General features: G+C 72.9%; 17 protein-coding genes and 3 tRNA genes. 6 read left to right on the top strand and 14 right to left on the bottom strand.

The genetic code is table 11. From position 1 onward, the window contains the following. Positions 1-23: 23 nt before the first annotated feature. The 6 genes from ACIBQ8_RS09335 to ACIBQ8_RS09310 all read right to left on the bottom strand — a co-directional run bounded on the left by ACIBQ8_RS09335 (position 24) and on the right by ACIBQ8_RS09310 (position 2691). A complete protein-coding gene (locus ACIBQ8_RS09335) occupies positions 24-770 on the bottom strand; it encodes a hypothetical protein (protein ID WP_397175136.1) in 747 nt (248 codons plus the stop codon). Positions 771-833: 63 nt separating this feature from the next. After that, the gene (locus tag ACIBQ8_RS09330; protein WP_397191666.1) at positions 834-1475 is read right to left on the bottom strand and encodes a maleylpyruvate isomerase N-terminal domain-containing protein; all 642 of its coding nucleotides are present in this window, start codon (positions 1473-1475) and stop codon (positions 834-836) included. Between the two features lie 294 nt (positions 1476-1769). Continuing rightward, a tRNA-Val gene (locus ACIBQ8_RS09325) sits at positions 1770-1844 on the bottom strand. A 1-nt stretch (position 1845) separates the two neighbouring features. After that, positions 1846-1919 (bottom strand) — tRNA-Cys (locus ACIBQ8_RS09320). Positions 1920-1935: 16 nt separating this feature from the next. Next, positions 1936-2007 (bottom strand) — tRNA-Gly (locus ACIBQ8_RS09315). Positions 2008-2055: 48 nt separating this feature from the next. Continuing rightward, the gene (locus ACIBQ8_RS09310) at positions 2056-2691 is read right to left on the bottom strand and encodes an ACT domain-containing protein (protein WP_358285500.1); all 636 of its coding nucleotides are present in this window, start codon (positions 2689-2691) and stop codon (positions 2056-2058) included. Positions 2692-2769: 78 nt separating this feature from the next. On the opposite strand from ACIBQ8_RS09310, the gene dusB reads away from it, so the two are divergent. Then, positions 2770-3879 (top strand): tRNA dihydrouridine synthase DusB, encoded by a 1110-nt coding sequence (dusB, locus tag ACIBQ8_RS09305; RefSeq protein WP_397175141.1) that lies wholly within the window; start codon positions 2770-2772, stop codon positions 3877-3879. Between the two features lie 10 nt (positions 3880-3889). Here dusB and ACIBQ8_RS09300 read toward each other — a convergent pair whose 3' ends face one another. Beyond that, positions 3890-4669, bottom strand: a complete 780-nt coding sequence (locus ACIBQ8_RS09300) for a phytanoyl-CoA dioxygenase family protein (protein ID WP_397175143.1) — start codon at positions 4667-4669, stop codon at positions 3890-3892. A gap of 41 nt (positions 4670-4710) precedes the next feature. Between ACIBQ8_RS09300 and ACIBQ8_RS09295 the strand changes: the two genes are divergently transcribed. Beyond that, the gene (locus tag ACIBQ8_RS09295; protein WP_397191665.1) at positions 4711-5598 is read left to right on the top strand and encodes a helix-turn-helix domain-containing protein; all 888 of its coding nucleotides are present in this window, start codon (positions 4711-4713) and stop codon (positions 5596-5598) included. A gap of 24 nt (positions 5599-5622) precedes the next feature. Here the strand turns inward: ACIBQ8_RS09295 and ACIBQ8_RS09290 are convergent, their stop codons facing one another. Further along, the gene (locus ACIBQ8_RS09290) at positions 5623-6126 is read right to left on the bottom strand and encodes a DUF2087 domain-containing protein (RefSeq protein WP_397175147.1); all 504 of its coding nucleotides are present in this window, start codon (positions 6124-6126) and stop codon (positions 5623-5625) included. Between the two features lie 8 nt (positions 6127-6134). Here ACIBQ8_RS09290 and ACIBQ8_RS09285 point away from each other — a divergent pair, with 8 nt between their 5' ends. Beyond that, positions 6135-6698: a hypothetical protein gene (locus ACIBQ8_RS09285; protein ID WP_397175148.1), complete on the top strand. Its 564-nt coding sequence runs from the start codon at positions 6135-6137 to the stop codon at positions 6696-6698. Positions 6699-6829: 131 nt separating this feature from the next. Here ACIBQ8_RS09285 and ACIBQ8_RS09280 read toward each other — a convergent pair whose 3' ends face one another. The 3 genes from ACIBQ8_RS09280 to ACIBQ8_RS09270 are packed head-to-tail and all read right to left on the bottom strand — an operon-like array spanning position 6830 to position 11161. After that, positions 6830-9328 carry a DEAD/DEAH box helicase gene (locus tag ACIBQ8_RS09280; RefSeq protein WP_397175150.1) on the bottom strand — a complete coding sequence of 833 codons (2499 nt, stop codon included), beginning with the start codon at positions 9326-9328 and terminating at the stop codon, positions 6830-6832. Positions 9329-9373: 45 nt separating this feature from the next. Then, a complete protein-coding gene (locus tag ACIBQ8_RS09275) occupies positions 9374-9871 on the bottom strand; it encodes a GNAT family N-acetyltransferase (protein WP_397191664.1) in 498 nt (165 codons plus the stop codon). Positions 9872-9907: 36 nt separating this feature from the next. Beyond that, on the bottom strand, positions 9908-11161 hold the full coding sequence (locus tag ACIBQ8_RS09270) for an acyltransferase (protein ID WP_397175154.1): 1254 nt from the start codon (positions 11159-11161) through the stop codon (positions 9908-9910). A gap of 199 nt (positions 11162-11360) precedes the next feature. Between ACIBQ8_RS09270 and ACIBQ8_RS09265 the strand changes: the two genes are divergently transcribed. Continuing rightward, on the top strand, positions 11361-12596 hold the full coding sequence (locus ACIBQ8_RS09265) for a sensor histidine kinase (RefSeq protein WP_397191663.1): 1236 nt from the start codon (positions 11361-11363) through the stop codon (positions 12594-12596). Next, entirely contained in the window at positions 12587-13234 is a 648-nt protein-coding gene (locus tag ACIBQ8_RS09260) for a response regulator transcription factor (protein ID WP_358285518.1), read from the top strand. Before ACIBQ8_RS09265 ends, ACIBQ8_RS09260 begins: the two co-directional genes overlap by 10 nt. A 330-nt stretch (positions 13235-13564) precedes the next feature. Here the strand turns inward: ACIBQ8_RS09260 and mihF are convergent, their stop codons facing one another. The 3 genes from mihF to ACIBQ8_RS09245 form a co-directional block, all read right to left on the bottom strand. Next, positions 13565-13870 (bottom strand): integration host factor, actinobacterial type, encoded by a 306-nt coding sequence (gene mihF, locus ACIBQ8_RS09255; protein WP_043641121.1) that lies wholly within the window; start codon positions 13868-13870, stop codon positions 13565-13567. A 101-nt stretch (positions 13871-13971) separates the two neighbouring features. Next, the gene (locus ACIBQ8_RS09250) at positions 13972-14376 is read right to left on the bottom strand and encodes a heme-binding protein (RefSeq protein ID WP_397175157.1); all 405 of its coding nucleotides are present in this window, start codon (positions 14374-14376) and stop codon (positions 13972-13974) included. Between the two features lie 107 nt (positions 14377-14483). Then, positions 14484-15719, bottom strand: a complete 1236-nt coding sequence (locus ACIBQ8_RS09245; protein ID WP_397191662.1) for an ROK family protein — start codon at positions 15717-15719, stop codon at positions 14484-14486. Positions 15720-15742: 23 nt separating this feature from the next. Here ACIBQ8_RS09245 and ACIBQ8_RS09240 point away from each other — a divergent pair, with 23 nt between their 5' ends. After that, positions 15743-16966: an MFS transporter gene (locus tag ACIBQ8_RS09240; protein ID WP_397191661.1), complete on the top strand. Its 1224-nt coding sequence runs from the start codon at positions 15743-15745 to the stop codon at positions 16964-16966. The last annotated feature ends 222 nt before the right edge of the window (positions 16967-17188 follow it).

Raw genomic sequence — 17188 nt, 5'->3', positions numbered from 1 at the left:
GCCGGGCGCCCCGGGAGGGGCGCTCACTCGCCGGTGTCGGTGGTCACCGCGTCGGAGTCGGGCGCCTTGATGGACACCTTGGCGCCCCACCCGGTGAAGCGGCTGTCGATGGTGATCGTGCCGCCCTCGAACTGGTTGGTGTCGAAGATCCCCGTGGCCGCGTACGACGACCGCACCCGGCTCACCAGCCCGGCGGAGTTCAGCGTGAGCGTGTACGAGACCTTCGTGTCGTCGTGCATGCGCAGCGGGATCGAGGCCCCGAACCAGCGCGACGCCTTCTCCAGCTCCTTGAAGGTGATCTTCCCGGTGAGCGTGCTCCCGCGCAGCCGGCCCTTCCTGACCAGCGCCGCCAGCGTGGTCGGCTCGGCGGGGTTGATCACCTGCCCGTGGAAGCCGCTGCCGCCGCCGAGCAGGGCCTTGCTCTTGAGCCACGACTTGCCCTCCGGCATGCGGTCGGCCCACATGCCGCCGGAGGTGTAGCTGACGTTGCCGATGCTGATCGTGCGCTCGCGGGGCCGGCCCACGGGGGTGGCGGTGATGTCGGAGGCGGCCACTCCCTTGGCGTTGAACTGGAAGGTGCCCTTGCGGCTCTGGATCTTGCCCTTGTTCGGGCCCGAGAGCATGGTCGTCTCGGTGAACCGCACGCCGTGCCCGGCGGCGAGCTTGGCCTTGAGGGCGCGTACGGGGTCCTTGGGGGCCGCCTGGGCGGGCGCGGTCGCGGTCAGCACGCAGGCGCAGGCCGCCAGGGCGGTGATCATCGTCTTCTTCACGAGCCGAGATCCTGCCGCAGGATGATCACGACGAGAGCACGGACCTCCTGGGCCCCTCGGCGGTCAGCCCAGCAGCGGGAAGCGGTCGTCGGCCGACGGGACCCGTCCGGTGGCCTCCAGCACGTACGTGGTCAGATCCAGCTGGGACGGGCGGTCCACGCCGAGCAGCCCGTCGAGCGTCTCGCCCGCCAGTTCCAGCGCCTCCCGGGCGGGCGGCCGCGCGGCCCGCAGGTCGAGGTGGTGGACGGCGGCCTCGGTCGCCAGCGTGGCCAGGAAGTCGGGCACGGCGATCACGTGGCCCTGCGTGGCGACGTGCCCCGCCGGGTCGGCCGCGAGCGCCGCCCGCACGGCGGCCGGGGCGGTGTCCTCCCACACCCGCAGCACCCCGGAGGGCCGGGTGAAGGCGGAGGCGGACCTGCGCACCCACCAGGCGTGGGCGTCCGCGCCGCCCCCGGCGCCCTCGGAGGCGTCCGGGACGGGCTGGAAGGAGCTCCAGTAGGTGACGTGGTCGACGTCGGGCGGCCCGTCGGCGGGGGTGGCGAACGCGACGAGGGCTCGCTGGGCGTCGCACAGCACGTGAAACAGCAGATCCACCCCCGCCCAACCGGCACACCGGGTGGGGTTCAGCAGATCGGTCTCCTGCACCGCAGCCGTGAACTCCCGATAGGCGGCGTCGAGGGCGGTACGCGCACGTTCGATGTCCATGACCACGATTCTTCTCCCGCCCATGGCGACCATCCCTCCGGCCCGGCGCACACCCCCGCCGCTGTGGGAGGCGGGCCCGCCACTCCGCGCACGTCAGCCACCCGGCCCGTGGCGTCGCCGACGGCCCGGCGTCGGCCGTCCGGACGGAGCCCGACACCGTGAGGGCGGCAGGCTGGATCTTGAGTGGGCCGGCACCGCACGCTCGGGGGGCGGGCCTGTCCGCGTGCCGGACCGGTGTTCGGGGCCTGGACAGCAGAAAGGCCAGCCCTGTCGTTCCGGGCTGGCCTTGGAGTGTGGTGGACGATACTGGGATTGAACCAGTGACCTCTTCCGTGTCAGGGAAGCGCTCTCCCGCTGAGCTAATCGTCCTTGGAGGTGGAGACGGGATTTGAACCCGTGTGGACGGCTTTGCAGGCCGCTGCCTCGCCTCTCGGCCACTCCACCGAGTCGAACCACTCCGAGCGGAAGACGGGATTCGAACCCGCGACCCTCACCTTGGCAAGGTGATGCTCTACCACTGAGCCACTTCCGCGCTGTTGCGTGCCTAACTCTAGCGCCTTTTCCGACCAGATGCTTCCCGCTACTTGCGGAGCCGGCGGGCGACGCCGCGTTCGGTGGCCGGCAGGCTCAGGAAGATCTCCAGGATCCGGGTGAGCCGGTGGACCTCGATGCGGTGGAAGGCCGGGCCCTCGGAGCGGGCCAGCAGCAGGGTCAGGGCGAGCGGCGGGAGCGGGGCGTGGATGGCGTGCACGCCGCCGTCGAGCGTGAGGGCCGCCGGGCGCGGCGGGGCCGGGCTGGGGACGGTCAGGCCCTGCGGGGCGCGCCAGCTCGCGTAGACCACGCCGTGGTCGGCGGCGGTGGCGGCCCAGTCGGCGCTGAACAGCACCGGCAGCGAGTCGACGAGCGTGGTCAGCGCGCGGTCGCCGGCCGTGGTGATGTACTTGAGTATCTCCAGCTCGGGGTAGGTGCCGGCGGTCTCGCGGGTGGTCCAGATGCCCTCCACCCGGACGTCGTCGACGCTCTCCAGGCTCTTGACCAGCACCTCCCGCGGGGTGCTCTCGGGGCAGAAGACGGTGATGTCGTCGACCGCCGAGCCGGCCCCCCGGTCGAGGACGGTGACCTGGGTGATGTCGGCCCCCGCCGTGCCCAGGGCCTTGGTGACCTGGGCCAGAGACCCCGGACGGTCGGGCAGCGCCACGCGCACGCGAAGAAGCATCGATCCCTCCCTGGTGATGCCGTCCACAGCCTATAGGCGAATACCGCTTCCGGCCTGAGCTGCGCTACAACTGACGGAGTGAAGATTGGGCCGATTGGGGCATGGCCGCCCGTGGTGCTGGCGCCCATGGCGGGCATCACGAACGCGCCGTTCCGGGTGCTGTGCCGGGAGCAGGGCGCCGGGCTGTTCGTGTGCGAGATGATCACCACGCGGGCGCTGGTCGAGCGCAATCCCAAGACGCTCCGGATGATCAGGTTCGCCGAGTCGGAGCGGCCCAGGAGCCTGCAGCTCTACGGCGTCGACCCCGACATCGTCGGGCGGGCGGTCAGGATGATCGCCGAGGAGGACCTCGCCGATCACGTCGATCTCAACTTCGGCTGCCCGGTGCCCAAGGTGACCAGGCGCGGGGGCGGGTCGGCGCTGCCGTACAAGAGGAACTTGCTGCGGCGGATCCTGCGGGCGGCGGTGGCGAACGCGGGGGCGCTGCCGGTGACGATGAAGATGCGCAAGGGCATCGACGACGACCACCTGACCTACCTCGACGCCGGCCGCATCGCGGCCGAGGAGGGCGTCGCGGCGATCGCCCTGCACGCGCGCACGGCGAAGCAGCACTACGGCGGCGTGGCCGACTGGGCGGCGATCGCGCGCCTGAAGGAGGCCGTGCCGGAGATCCCGGTGCTGGGCAACGGCGACATCTGGTCGGCCGACGACGCGTTGCGCATGGTGGCGGCCACCGGCTGCGACGGCGTCGTGGTCGGGCGCGGCTGCCTCGGGCGTCCGTGGCTGTTCAAGGACCTGGAGAACGCGTTCAACGGCAGCCCCGAGCGGGTCAGGCCGACGCTCGGCGAGGTGGCCGGGACGATGGAGCGCCACGCGGCCGGCCTCACCGAGTGCTTCGACACCGAGCGGTACGCGATCGCGGACTTCCGCAAGCACGTCGGGTGGTACCTCAAGGGGTTCGAGGTCGGCAGCGCCCTGCGGCGGGAGCTGGCCACGGCCGAGTCGCTCGACGGGCTCCGGGAGGGGCTGGCCAAGCTCGACCACGACCAGCCGTGGCCGCCGAACACCGACACGCCCCGGGGCAAGTCGGGCGAGCGTCAGAAGGTGCAACTGCCTGACGGCTGGCTCGACGACCCGTGGGACTGCGTGGTCCCGGACGAGGCGGAGTCGGACGTCTCCGGCGGCTGACCGGCCGCGATCAGTGGGGGCCGGTGGCCTCGGTGCCGCAGGGGCCGCCGCCGGCCGACGGCTCCAGCAGCACGCGCTCGCCGTCCATCGTCAGCGTCTCGTACCAGGACGAGATGCGCTCGGCCGAGCGGCCGGTGTAGTGGCAGATGAAGCTGCGCCTGAACCGGTCGGCCGTGCTGTTCGGCTCCGACCCGTGCACCAGGCTGCCGTTGAAGAAGAGCACGTCGCCGGGCTGCATGTCCACGGGCACCCGCGCCAGGCCCGGGGGCGGCGGGACGTACTCGCGGGTGAAGGACAGGTCCTGGTCGGCCTCCTCCGGGCAGAACAGGTCCATCAGATGGGTGCCGGGGACGACCTCCAGGCCGCCGTTGGCCCGGTCGACGCGGTCGAGCGCCACCCAGGCGGCCACGCACGTGCCCGGCTCGACGCGCAGGTAGAAGTTGTCCTGGTGCAGCGCCTGCCCGCGGGCGCCCGGCGGCTTGAAGTAGAACATGCTCTGGGCTGCTATCGGCTCCTCGCCCAGCAGCTCGCGCAGGATCGCGGCGAAGCGGGCGTCGAGCAGGTAGCGCAGCGCGACCTCGTTCACCTGGTGGGGATGCATGATCCGGGGAAAGTCGCGCAGGACGTCGTAGGGCGCGCCCGGCTCCTGCGGGACGGGCGAGAAATGCCCGGGTATCGGGCCGGCGGCGTGCAGGGCCATGAACTCCTCGCGCAGCTCGGCCACCTCCTCGGGAGCCAGCAGCGCGGGGACGAGCACGTACCCCCGGTCGTGGAAGTCGTTCAGCCTCATGCCCTTCACCGTAGGGACCCGGCCCGTGGGACGGTATGACCGTGACCGCTGAGAACCTGTCTGTTCCTGCTGCCGAGCTGATGATCGTCGGCCACTACGACAAGCCGGCCGGGTACGGCACCCGCCGCCCCCACGGCTCGCCGAGCTGGCTGCTGCTGTGGACCCAGGCGGGGGAGGGGCGCATCGAGCAGGCGGGGGCGGCGTTCACCGTGCGGGAGGGGGACCTGGCGGTGCTCGGGCCCGGCTCGGCGCAGCGTTACCGGGTCGCGCCGGGGGCGGGGAGATGGCGGTTCTGGTGGGTGCACTTCCAGCCGCGCCCGTCCTGGACGGCCTGGCTCGCGCCGTACGCCCTGGCCACCGGCTGCCACCTGGTGGAGGGCGTGCCCGCCGGGGTGCGCGACCGCGTCGGCCGGGCCTTCGACCGCGCCCTCCAGGACGCCCGCTGGATCCCCGGCCACACCGCCCCCGCCGCGCCGCCCGCGCCGGCGGTCGTCCTGTCGAGCGCCGCCAGGGAGCTGGTGCTCGGGGCGGTGGAGGAGGTGCTGGTGCTGGCCACGGCCTCGGCGGGGGCCGCCGCCTCCGTCGCCTCCGGGGCCGAGCGCGGGGACGAGCGGGTGCGGCGGGTGCTCGACCTCATCGCCGGCGAGCCCGGGGCCCAGCACTCGGTCGCCTCGCTGGCCCGCGCGGTGGCGCTGTCGCCGTCCAGGTTCGCGCACCTGTTCGCGGCCGAGACCGGCCAGACCCCGATGGGCGCCGTGCGCAGGGCGCGGGTGCGGCACGCCGCGAGCCTGCTGGAGGTGACCGACCTGGACGTCGGCCAGGTGGCCGCCGCCTCGGGGTTCGTCAGCCCGTTCCACTTCAGCCGCGCCTTCAGGCGCGAGTACGGCCTCCCGCCCCGCGACTACCGCGCCCGCCTGCGCCGCCCCTGACCCCCGCCGGCCCCCCGGCCCGGCTCACACCTCGACCGGGCCGCCGCTGCGCCAGTAGACGTTGCCCTCCCTGGACAGCAGCCCCTCGTCCACCAGGTAGCGGCGCAGCGCCGCGAAGTCGTCGTGGAAGGCCCGCAGCGCCACGTTGACGTCGGTCTCGGGGTAGCGCACGCCCGGCTCGAACACCCGGGAGATGTACCGCAGCACGACCAGCCGCTTGTCGCGGCGCATGCCCATGGTGGTCAGCCGGCCGTCGACCAGGAACGTGCGCAGCACCCGCTCCTCGGCGCTCAGCTCGGCGGGGGGCTCGGCCCGCTCCCGCAGCAGCTCGCGGAAGCGCTCCGGCCGCGCCCGCCACTTGCCGTCGTCGTCGCGTTCGGCCAGACCGCCGCTGGCCAGGCGGTCGAGCGCCTTGGGGGGCAGATCGCCGGTGTCACCGAGCACCAGGGACGCGAGTGCGCGCAGGGTGTCGTCCTGGCAGAGCAGCCCGAGCACGCGTCTGAGGTCTTCGTCGCTCACCCCTACCATTTTGTCCCATGATCGCAGCACTGTTCGTCGCCGTCGGCCTGGCCATCCCGGGCAACTTCCTGCTGTACGAGAAGGCCGCCGCCAAGAAGGACCCCAACCCCGAGCACAGCTGGACGGTGTCGGGCAAGAAGAACGCCCAGCTCGTCGTGAACCCCTGCCAGAAGGCCGGGCTGGGCCAGGCCGGCCGCACGGCGGCCAGGACGATCGTCTACACCTCGGTGCCCGACTACTCCAAGTCCGAGCAGGTGATCCTCTACTCCTCGCCGGAGGCGGCCGGCAAGGCGGTCGGCGACCTCAGGGCGGCCGTACGGGCCTGCGGCACCAAGGCGTACCGGTACGCCGCGGCCAAGATCGCGCTCGGCGACGAGGGCCTGCTGGTCACCGGCCAGGCCTACGACCACGGCAAGCCGGCCGTCGGCGGCGAGCGGGCCGTCGTGACCCGCCGCGCCAACGCCCTGATCGTCTACACGGCCGGCGGCGAGTGGGGCAAGCCCGCCAAGGCCGACTTCAGCCGGCAGCGCAAGGACGCGGGCGCGATGCTCGCCAAGATCTGCACGCTGGCGGAGTGCTGAATGTCTCGATCTTGAGACGTCGCCATGACCGGACGCCGAACTTCGCCGTCCGACAATGAAGCGACAAGCCGGTGCCGGAACGCCCTTGCCAGTCCGTTCCGGCACACGGCTTGTTCTCTTTCCGCAGCCGCTCAGAGCCGGTTGAGGCCGAGGACGTGCAGCACGGCCCGGCCCTCCTCGTCGGAGGCGGTCAGGTCGACCTGGGCGTCGATGCCCCAGTCGCCGTCGCCGGCCGGGTCCTTGATCGTCTGGCGCACCCGCCACAGGCCGCTCTCCTCCTCGATCCGCAGCAGCGCGGGCCCGCGCGCGTCGGCGTCGGTGAAGATCTCCTCGTGGTCGGCGTAGTACGCGTCGAGCGCCGCGCCCCAGTCGACGTCGGGGGCCAGCTCCTCCAGCTCGTCCTCCTTCTCGATGGCGCACAGCTCGACCAGCCGGAACATGGCGTTGCGCACCAGCACCCGGAAGGCCCGCGGGTTGGCCGTGACCGGCCGCACCTTGGTCTCCAGCTGCTGCTGGCGCTCCAGCGCCTCCTCGGGGTTGGTCAGCTTCTCCCACTCGTCGATCAGCGAGGAGTCGACCTGCCGGACCAGCTCGCCCAGCCACTCGATGAGATCGACCAGGTCCTCGGTCTTCAGGTGCTCGGGGACCGTGCGCGACAGCGTGCGGTAGGCGTCGGCCAGGTAGCGCAGCACCGTGCCCTCGGAGCGGGCCAGCTCGTAGAACTGGATGTACTCGCCGAACGTCATCGCGCGCTCGAACATGTCGCGCACCACCGACTTCGGGCTGACCGTGTAGTCGCCGACCCACGGGTGGCCGCGCCGGTAGGTCTCGTACGCCCCGAGCAGCAGGTCGTCGAGCGGCATCGGGTACATGACCTCGGCGAGCGCCTCCATGCGCTCCTCGTACTCCATGCCGTCGGCCTTCATCTGGGCGACCGCCTCGCCGCGCGCCTTCTTCAGCTGCGCCGACAGGATCTGGCGGGGGTCGTCGAGGATGGACTCGACGATCGAGACCATGTCGAGGGCGTACGAGGGCGACTCGCGGTCGAGCAGGTCGAAGGCGGCCAGCGCGAACGTGGACAGCGCCTGGTTGAGCGCGAAGTCCTCCTGCAGCTCGATCGTCAGCCGGGCTCGCCGGCCCTGCTCGTCGGGCTCGGCGAACTGCTCGACGATGCCGCCGGCCAGCAGCGACCGGTAGATGGCGATGGCCTGGCTGATGTGCCGCCGCTGCCATTTGCGGTCTTCGTGGTTGTCGGTGAGCAGGTGTCGCATCGCCTGGAAGCAGTCGCCCGGCCGGTTGATCACGGCCAGCAGCATCGCGTTGCTCACCTTGAAGCGGGAGTTGAGCGGCTCGGGCTCGGCCTGCTGCAACTTCTCGAACGTCTCCTCGCTCCAGCCGACGAACCCCTCCGGCGGCTTCTTGCGCGCGTAGCCGCGCCGCCGCTTGGGATCGTCGCCGATCTTGGCCAGCGCCTTGGCGTTCTCGATGTCGTGCTCGGGGGCCTGGCAGGCGACGTAGCCGATGGTGTCGAACCCGGCGCGGCCGGCCCGCCCGGCGATCTGGTGGAACTCGCGGGCGCGCAACCGGCGGACCTTGTTGCCGTCGTACTTGGACAGGGCGGTGAACAGGACCGTGCGGATGGGCACGTTGACGCCGACGCCGAGCGTGTCGGTGCCGCAGATGACCTTCAGCAGCCCGGCCTGGGCCAGCCGCTCCACCAGCCGCCGGTATTTGGGCAGCATGCCGGCGTGGTGGACGCCGATGCCGTGCTTGACCAGCCGCGACAGCGCCCGGCCGAACCGGGTGGTGAACCGGAAGCCGCCGATCATCGCGGCGATGGCCTCCTTCTCGGCCTTGGTCGCCATGTTGATCGACATCAGCGCCTGGGCCCGCTCCATGGCCGCGGCCTGCGTGAAGTGCACGACGTAGACGGGGGCCTGCCCGGTGGTGAGCATCTCCTCCAGCGTCTCGTGCAGCGGCGTCATCCGGTAGGAGTACACCAGCGGCACCGGCCGCTCGGCGTGCTTGACCACCGCCGTGGGCCGCCCGGTGCGCCTGGTCAGGTCGCGCTCGAACATCGACACGTCGCCGAGCGTGGCCGACATCAGCACGAACTGCACGTTGGGCAGCTCCAGCAGCGGCACCTGCCAGGCCCACCCGCGGTCGGGCTCGGCGTAGAAGTGGAACTCGTCCATCACGACCTGGCCGATGTCGGCCGCCGCGCCGTCGCGCAGCGCCACGTTGGCCAGGATCTCGGCCGTGCAGCAGATGATGGGCGCGCCCGGGTTGACGCTGGCGTCGCCGGTCATCATGCCGACGTTGGCGGTGCCGAAGACGGCGCACAGGTCGAAGAACTTCTCCGACACCAGCGCCTTGATCGGCGCGGTGTAGAACGTGCGGACGTCTCTGGTCAGCGCGGCGAAGTGGGCCCCGGCGGCGACCAGCGACTTGCCCGAGCCCGTCGGCGTGGCGAGGATCAGGTTGCTGCCGGAGACGACCTCGATGAGGGCCTCCTCCTGGGCGGGATAGAGCGTGAGCCCCCGTTCGGCGTTCCAGGCGACGAACGCGTCGAATATGACGTCGGGGTCGGCGTCGATGTCTTCCGGCAGGCGGTCAACGAGAAGGCTCACGTATCTATCCTGCCGAAGTTTGCCGGGTGGTCGAACCCGCCGCCCCTACCGGAGGTCGAGTTGCAGCAGCACGGTGTCGATCCAGCGGCCGTGCTTGAACCCCACGTTGCTCAGCCGTCCCGCCTCCTGGAACCCGAAGGCGGCGTGCAGCCGCAGCGAGGCGGGGTCGCCGCCGTCGGCGATCACCGCGATCAGCGAACGGGCGTCGGTCGCCGACGCCCGCCGGATCAGCTCGCCCAGCAGCAGCCGGCCGAACCCGCGGCCGGTGGCGCCGGGCGCCAGGTAGATCGAGTCCTCCAGGCTGTGCCGGTAGGCGGGCTTGGGCCGGTACTGGCTGAGGTAGGCGTGGCCGGTGACCGCGCCGTCGTCCTCGGCCACCAGGAACGGCAGCCCCGCCGCCGCGAGCGCCGCCGCCTTGGCCCGCCACTCGCCGGCCCCCGGCGGCGTCTCGTCGAACGTGGCCACGCCGCCGGTCACGTAGTGGGCGTAGATGGCGGTCACGGCGGGCACGTCGGCCTCGGTCAGTTCGCGGATCGTCGTCATGCCGCCCGATTGTGGCCGGGACGCGTTTCGCCGATGTTACGCGCGGGCCTTCGGCGCGGTCAGCAGCAGGCCGCCGAGCACCGCGAGCACCGCCAGGAACGGCCCGCCGCCCGGCACGAAGCCGCCCACGGTCAGCGTCAGGATCCCGGCCCCGACCAGCCCCGCGGCCACCAGCATGACCCCGCGGCCGGCGGTCCCGTACGGCAGCGACGGCGGCGTCTCGAACCTCGCGAACGCCCGCACCAGCCCCCACATGACCAGGCACAGCATCCCGAACCACACCGGCCACCCGGCGAACCAGAACAGGCTGCCCGGCTCCGGCGTCTCCACGCCCAGCAGGACCACGACCACGCCGGTCACGGCGAACAGCGCGGGCATGTGCCACAGGTAGACCGTCATGATCCGCGGGCCGGCCCAGTCCAGGACGCCGCGCAGGGGCAGCCGGACCAGCCAGGGGCGCAGCAGCACGGCCAGGCCGATCTGGCCGACGCCGACGGCCATGATGGCCAGCGTGGGCGGGGCCATGTTGGACACCTCGGCGCCGGGCAGGCCGATCATGCTGCCGGGGTAGGGGCCGAACCCGACCAGCAGCGCCGCCACGCCGAACCCGCCGGCCGCCAGCAACGCGGGCAGCCGCACCCGGCCCTCGGCGTAGAAGAAGCCGATCTGGTGGACGGCCAGCCACACGAAGACGATGTTCACGTAACCGGCCGCCTCCAGGCCGGTCGAGAAGCGCACGACGTCCGTCATGACCGCCCCGGCCGCCAGCGCGACGGGGACCAGCACGCCGAACCTGCGGTGCAGGCGCAGCGCGTACGGCGTGACCGTGACCGCGACCAGGTACACGGCCAGGAACCACAGCAACTGCCCGGTCAGCTTGGCGCCCACCGCCAGCGGCTGCTCCGGCACCCCCAGCGTGAGCAGCACGTGGGGCAGCGGGATCCACACCGCCGCCAGCGGCAGCAACGGCCAGGCCAGCCTGCGCAAGCGCGCGGCCAGCCACTCCTGGTCGCTCTTGGCCGACCGGCCGCGGCTGATCGCGTTGGCCGCCCCGCCGGCGAAGAACACCAGCGGCATGACCTGGCTGAGCCACGTCACCACCCACACCCCCGGCGTGGACAGCGCGTTGCCCGTGGTCAGCCGGCCGCCCTCGTAGGACAGGACGGGGATCGTCCAGTGCTGGAGCACGATGAGCGCCATGCCGAGCACGCGCAGCAGGTCGATGAACGGGTCCCTGGCCGTCGCGCGCGGCGCCCGTACCGGCGCGGGACGATCGAGCAGGACGGTCATGGGGGAGCCTCGTTTCGAGCGGGAGAGCGGATGACTCAAGGCTTCCGTCCCGGACGCGCGGGCACATTGCCGCGGACCTCCGTCTTCAGGTCAAGATCACACCACCAAGGGGGGTAGGGCCAGCCCTACCCCCGGACGCCTGCTCACCGGCTCGTACCGCTGCGCCGGGGGACTTAGCCTTCATGGCATGCGCTCCCTGATGAGGCGTGTCCTTCTCGACACCCGCTACACGCTGGTCGGTTTCCCGACGGCCGTCATCGGCTTCGTCACCATGGTCGCCGGTTTCGCCGCGGGCGTGGGCACCGCGGTCGTGTGGATCGGCGTGCCGCTGCTGGCCGGCACGCTCCTGGTCGCGAGGGGCTTCGCCGACGCCGAGCGCGGCTGGCTCTCCGACGTGCTCAAGCGCCCGCCGGTGCGGCCGCGCTACCGTCCGGCGCCCGAGGGGGCGGGCCGCTTCCGCCGCGTCGTCAACCCGCTGACCAACGGCCAGTCGTGGCTCGACCTGCTGCACGGCATCCTGAACTTCCCGTTCGCCGTCCTGGCGTTCGTGCTGACCGTGGTGTTCTGGGCGATCCCGATCCTCGGGCTGACCTACCCGCTCTACGGCCTGATCACCTCGCGCATCCCCGGCAACGCGGAGCTGCCCGAGCTGCTCGGGCTGGGCTCCGGCTACCTGGTGAACACGATCTTCTACGTCTCGCTCGGCCTGGTCTTCACCTTCGTCATGCCGTTCATGGTGCGCGGGGCCGCGCTGGTCAGGGCCGGGCTCGGCCGGGCGCTGCTGACCGGCGTCGCCGAGTTGCAGGAGCGCATCGACGACCTGGCCGAGGGCCGGGCGGCGGCCGTGTCGGCCGAGGCCAACGCGCTGCGCAAGCTGGAGCGCGACATCCACGACGGCCCGCAGCAGCGCCTGGTCTCCCTGGCCATGGAGCTGTCCAGGGCGCAGCGGCAGCTCGCCAAGGACCCCGAGGCCGCCTCGGCCACCATCAGCTCGGCGATCAGCGCCACCCGCGAGACGCTCGACGAGCTGCGGGCCCTGTCGCGCGGCATCGCGCCGCCCATCCTGTCCGACCGCGGCCTCGCGCCCGCGCTGGCCGCCCTCGCCGGCCGCTGCACCGTGCCGGTCGACCTCGACGTGCAGATCGTGGGCCGCTTCCAGGCGGCGACCGAGAACGCGATCTACTTCGTCTGCGCGGAGACCCTGACCAACGTGGCCAAACACAGCCGCGCGACCATCTGCACGGTCCAGCTCCTCCGCATCGGTGACGTCCTCATGCTCACGATCGGGGATGATGGTGTCGGCGGCGCACACGTCGCCAAGGGACACGGCCTGGCCGGTCTGGCCGACCGGCTCCGGGCCGTCGACGGGGAGCTCACCGTCAGGTCGCCGGACGGCGGGCCGACGGTGATCGTGGCGGAGGTGCCGTGCGCGTAGTCGTGGCCGATGACGCGGTCCTGATCAGGGAGGGCCTGGTCAGGCTGCTGGAGGAGTTCGGCTGCGAGGTGGTCGCCACCGTGGGGGACGGCGACGCCCTCGTGGAGGCGATCGTCGAGCACAGGCCCGACGTGTCGGTGGTCGACGTGCGCATGCCGCCGTCGTTCACCGACGAGGGGCTGCGGGCGGCGGTCGAGGCCCGGCGCCGGGTGTCCGGCGCCCCGGTGCTCATCCTGTCGCAGTACGTCGAGGTCTCCTACGCCGACGACCTGCTCGCCGACGCCCGTGGCGCGGTGGGCTACCTGCTGAAGGACCGGGTCGTCGACGTCGACGAGTTCCTGGAGGGCCTGCGGCGGGTGGCGGCGGGAGGCACCGTCTTCGATCCGCAGGTGGTGTCCCAGTTGATGGTCCGCAGACGCAAGGACGACCCGCTGGCGCAGCTCACGCCGCGCGAGCGCGAGGTGCTCGGGCTGATGGCCGAGGGCAAGTCCAACCCGGCCATCGGGCGGCAGCTCGTCATCAGCGACGGCGCCGTGGAGAAGCACATCAGGAGCATCTTCAACAAGCTGGGCCTCTACGCCGACGACAGCGACCAGCATCGCCGCGTGCTCGCCGTGCTGGCCTACCTGCGGTCCTGACCTCCCCTGAGGCCGACATCCCTGAGATCGACCGCCTGAGGTTGACCCCTCGGCCGGGCCCGCCGTGGAGCGTGCGCCGCTCTCCGGCCCCTCCTGGCCCTACGAGGGGTCGCCGGCCGGGGGGGGGCGCGGGGGGGGCCCCCCCCGCGGCGGGGGGGGGGCCCCGCGCCGCCCCGACGGGGGTTCTCGGCGAGGCCCGCCACCCCCCTCACCGCCGGGGGGTTGGGCGGGCCGCCGGGGGCGCGGGCCCCCCTCCCCGCCCCCCCGGGCCCCCCGGGGGGGGGGCGGGCGGGCCGGCGCGCGGGGGCGCGCGCCCCCGGCCGCCCGGTCCTAGCCGAGCGCGTCGACCAGCTTCTTGCGCTGCTGGGCGCCCAGGCCGCCGAGACGGCGCTTCTCGTCGACGCCGGCCTCCTCCATCAGCGCGGTGGCCTTGGCCGGGCCGACGCCCTTGACGGCGCGCAGGGCCTGGGACACCTTGATCTTCTTGGCGATGTCGTCGTCGCGCTCCAGGAGCTGGGCGAAGGTCAGCTCGCCCGCCTTGACCTTGGCGAGCAGAGCCGTGCGGGCCGCGCGGGCCTCGGCCGCCTTCGCCAGAGCCGCCTGACGCTGCTCGGGGGTGAGAGTGGGAAGTGCCATCTCGTTCTCTCCTCGGGGAGTTGGGTTCGGGAAACTGTTTCCCGTGGTGCAGTGGCTAATCATGGCGGATACCAGCGGTTCGTGTTGCGGAAAGCGCCCGCTCAACGAGTCCGCCACACCAGGGCGGCCGCTTCGGCGCACGCCACGTCCTGGCTGATCGTGCCGCCGCTGACCCCCACGCCGCCGGCCACCCGTTCCCCTTCGCCGTTGTCCGCCCAGAGGGGGATGCCACCCCCGAGACAGACGAATCGCTCACCCGTCAGACCGAAGAGCTCCCCGCCCGGCGCCACCAGCCGAGCGAGGTCCGCGGTGGCCGTGCGAAGGGCCACCGCGGTGTACGCCTTGCCCGGCGCGAGCACCGGCCCGGCGATCTCCGCACCCGCCATACGCTGGAAAGACACCAGATGTCCGCCCGCGTCCACGACCGCCACCGAGACCAGCGCGCCCTCCCGGACGGCCTGCTTCAGAGCGGCCTCGGTCATGCGGAGCGCGAGTTCGAGATCCACGCGTTCCCACCCCCGTCGATGATCTTGAGCGCGCCGGGCCCTTCCATCCGTACAGCGCCGGGGGAGGGGGGCGCAAGATCGCCTGGTCGGGCTCGTGCCGCCGGAAGTTATTGCAAGATTTTCCTCTTCAGGGTGGAATGCGTCACATTTCGTGATCCGGGCGTGTCGGCGCCCTGGTCGGGGCCCCTTTCGCGCCATCTCTCCAGCCCTTCGGGGGTCAGGAAGGCGTCGAACACCGACTCCATGGCCCCCAGCAGGGCGGCCCGCCAGCCCAGCGCGGCGGCCTCGATCCGGGGCGGGCGTTCCCGCCTGATGGCCATCAGCGCGGGCCGGCAGGAGTCCGTCAGGGCCTCGCCCGCGCGCTCCAGCAGCGCGACGCCGTGCCCGGAGAGCGTGACGACCTCGGGGTCGTGCGCGTTGACCAGGGCGGCGATGCCCCGGCCGAGCGCGCGGGCCCCGGCCTCGACCGCCTCCGGGCTGCCGGCCAGCACCTCCTCCGCCTGCGCGCGGCCCCGTCCGCCGCCGTGGGCCAGGCCCGCGTGGCGCAGCAGCGCGTTCGCGCCCACCTCCTGGCCCCAGCAGCCGGTCGCGCCGCACGCGCACGGCCGGTCGCCGCCGCCCAGTGGCATGTGGCCGAACTCGGCGCCGGGGCCGCTCGCGCCGTCCAGCGGCCGCCCGTCCACGACGAGGACGCCGCCGAGGTCGAAGTCCACGTGCAGGTGCAGGCCCACCCGGACGCCGCGCAGCCGTCCGCGCCGGGCCTCGGCCAGGGCGGCCAGGCCCGTGTCGTTGCCCACCAGGACCGGGCCGGGGCCGGCCGGCCGCCACGCCAGGCCCAGCAGCCGGGGCACGTCCACCGAGCGCCAGCCCAGGTGGGCGATGTCCACCAGCCCGTCGTGCCGGACCGGGCCGGCCAGGGCCACGCCGAGGCCGACCACCCGGCGCGACAGGTGGTCGGCCACCGCCTGGCCGAGCGAGGCCAGGGCGCCCTCCGGGGTGCCGTCGTGCGGCTGGACCTCCAGCACGCTCACCCGTCCGCCCAGCTCGCACGCCGCCAGTTCCCAGACGTCCTCGCGCACGTCGGCGGCCAGGGCCAGCGGGCCGAGCGGGTGGGGGCCGGGCACCTGGGTGGGCCGTCCCCTGGTATGCCCGGCCGCGGGCTCCTCGTGCAGCAGGGCGTCCTCGGCCAGGCCGGCGACCAGCACCGACGCCGTGCCCCTGGCCAGGTTGAGATCGCGGGTGAGCTGCGACCTGGTACGGGTCGCCGCGCAGTCGTGCACCGCGCGCAGCAGGCGGACCCGGTTGTGCGCGCGCAGTTCGCCGCTCGTCGTAGCACTTTTCACAACCCACAGCTTATGCTCTAGGCGTGAACAAAAGCCTCATTGATGCCAGACGGGCACGTGTCGGAGTCTTCGGCCTCTTCTCTCTCAGCGGATTCGTGATGGGCCTGTGGGCGGCCGGCCTGCCCTCGTTGAACGACCGCCTCGGACTCGGCGCCGCCAGGCTGGGCACCGTCCTGTTGCTGATCTCCGGCGGCGCGCTGGTGTCGATGCTGGTGGCCGGGCGGCTGGTGGACAGGTGGTCGAGCCGGCGGGTGTCCTGGATCGGCGGGCCGCTGTCGGCCGTGCTGCTCCTCGGGCCCGCGCTGGCCCCCTCCTACGGGCCGCTGATGGCGCTCGCGCTGGCGTTCGGGATGGGGCTGGGGGTGGTCGAGGTCGCCATCAACGCCCACTCCGTCGAGGTCGAGCGGGTCTACGGGCGGCCCGTCATCTCGGCCTTCCACGGCACGTGGAGCCTGGGCGGGGCGGCCGGTGGCGTGCTGACGTCCCTGGCGCTGCGGGCGTCGGTCGACCCGCAGGCCTTGCTGGTGGCGGGGGCGGTCGTCGTCCCGTTCCTGTACCTGCTGGCCTGCCGCCTGCTGCTGCCCGACGCCGCCCGGCAGGCCGGCGAGGAGGCCGGCGGCGAGGGCGGCGGCACGCTGAAGTGGGCGCTGATCGCGCTGCTCGGGGTGGCGGCCTTCGCCGGGCACCTGAGCGAGGGCGCGGCCATCGACTGGGCCGCCCTGCACGCCCGCTGGGTGCTGCACACCGACCCGGCCGACGCGCCGCTGGCCTACACGATCTTCTCGGTCGCGATGACGACCGTCCGCCTGCTCGGCGACCCGATCAGGGCCAGGCTGGGGTCGGTGCGCACGATCCAGCTCGCCGGCGGCTTCGCCACCCTCGGGTACGTCCTGGTGCTCGCCGCCCCGGCGCTCGGCGGGCCGCTGCGCGTGGTGTGCGCGTGGACCGGCTGGGCGCTGGCGGGCGTGGGGCTGGCCACGGTCGTGCCGGTGCTGTTCAGCGCGGTCGGCGCGGCGGGCGGCCCGGTGGGGCGCGCCCTGGCCATGGTGACGGCCTTCGGCTACAGCGGGCTGCTGCTCGGCCCGGCGGTCCTCGGGTACGTGGCCGAGGCCACGGAGTCGCTGCCGGTCGCCCTGATCATCCCGGCCGTCCTGGCCGCCGTCGTCGCGCTCAGCGGCGCTCCGGGGATCCGCCTGCTCACCCGGCAGTCGCCGCCCGCCCCCGTGCCCGCCGAACGTCCCGCGTAGCCGCCGGGCGTTCCGTGCGGCCGGGGCGCGCAGGCGGCCCGCGGACCCCCGGGAGCCGTCCGCGGCCTGAGGTGTCCTGACGCGCCCGCTTCCCCGAGTCCGGGGGAGCGGGCGCTCCCTTTTCCCGCGTATGCCCGCTGACCTGGCGTTATGGGATCGTGACTTGACCCTGAAGTGAGGGCCCGGTTTCATGTGCGAAACACGGTAAACGTTTACAGACAC

Origin of the sequence: Nonomuraea sp. NPDC049646, from assembly GCF_044465525.1 — a bacterium.
Lineage (GTDB): Bacteria > Actinomycetota > Actinomycetes > Streptosporangiales > Streptosporangiaceae > Nonomuraea.
Note: the sequence above shows the minus strand (reverse complement) of the source record. Positions and strands in the feature narration are given on the sequence as shown.

Bases quoted from the DNA above. Each gene is read 5' to 3' on its own strand.
- ACIBQ8_RS09330 (WP_397191666.1), bottom strand. From the start codon at position 1,475: ATGGACATCGAACGTGCGCGTACCGCCCTCGACGCCGCCTATCGGGAG.
- ACIBQ8_RS09310 (WP_358285500.1), bottom strand. From the start codon at position 2,691: ATGCTTCTTCGCGTGCGCGTGGCGCTGCCCGACCGTCCGGGGTCTCTG.
- ACIBQ8_RS09300 (WP_397175143.1), bottom strand. From the start codon at position 4,669: ATGAGGCTGAACGACTTCCACGACCGGGGGTACGTGCTCGTCCCCGCG.
- ACIBQ8_RS09290 (WP_397175147.1), bottom strand. From the start codon at position 6,126: ATGGTAGGGGTGAGCGACGAAGACCTCAGACGCGTGCTCGGGCTGCTC.
- ACIBQ8_RS09285 (WP_397175148.1), top strand. From the start codon at position 6,135: ATGATCGCAGCACTGTTCGTCGCCGTCGGCCTGGCCATCCCGGGCAAC.
- ACIBQ8_RS09275 (WP_397191664.1), bottom strand. From the start codon at position 9,871: ATGACGACGATCCGCGAACTGACCGAGGCCGACGTGCCCGCCGTGACC.
- ACIBQ8_RS09270 (WP_397175154.1), bottom strand. From the start codon at position 11,161: ATGACCGTCCTGCTCGATCGTCCCGCGCCGGTACGGGCGCCGCGCGCG.
- ACIBQ8_RS09265 (WP_397191663.1), top strand. From the start codon at position 11,361: ATGAGGCGTGTCCTTCTCGACACCCGCTACACGCTGGTCGGTTTCCCG.
- mihF (WP_043641121.1), bottom strand. From the start codon at position 13,870: ATGGCACTTCCCACTCTCACCCCCGAGCAGCGTCAGGCGGCTCTGGCG.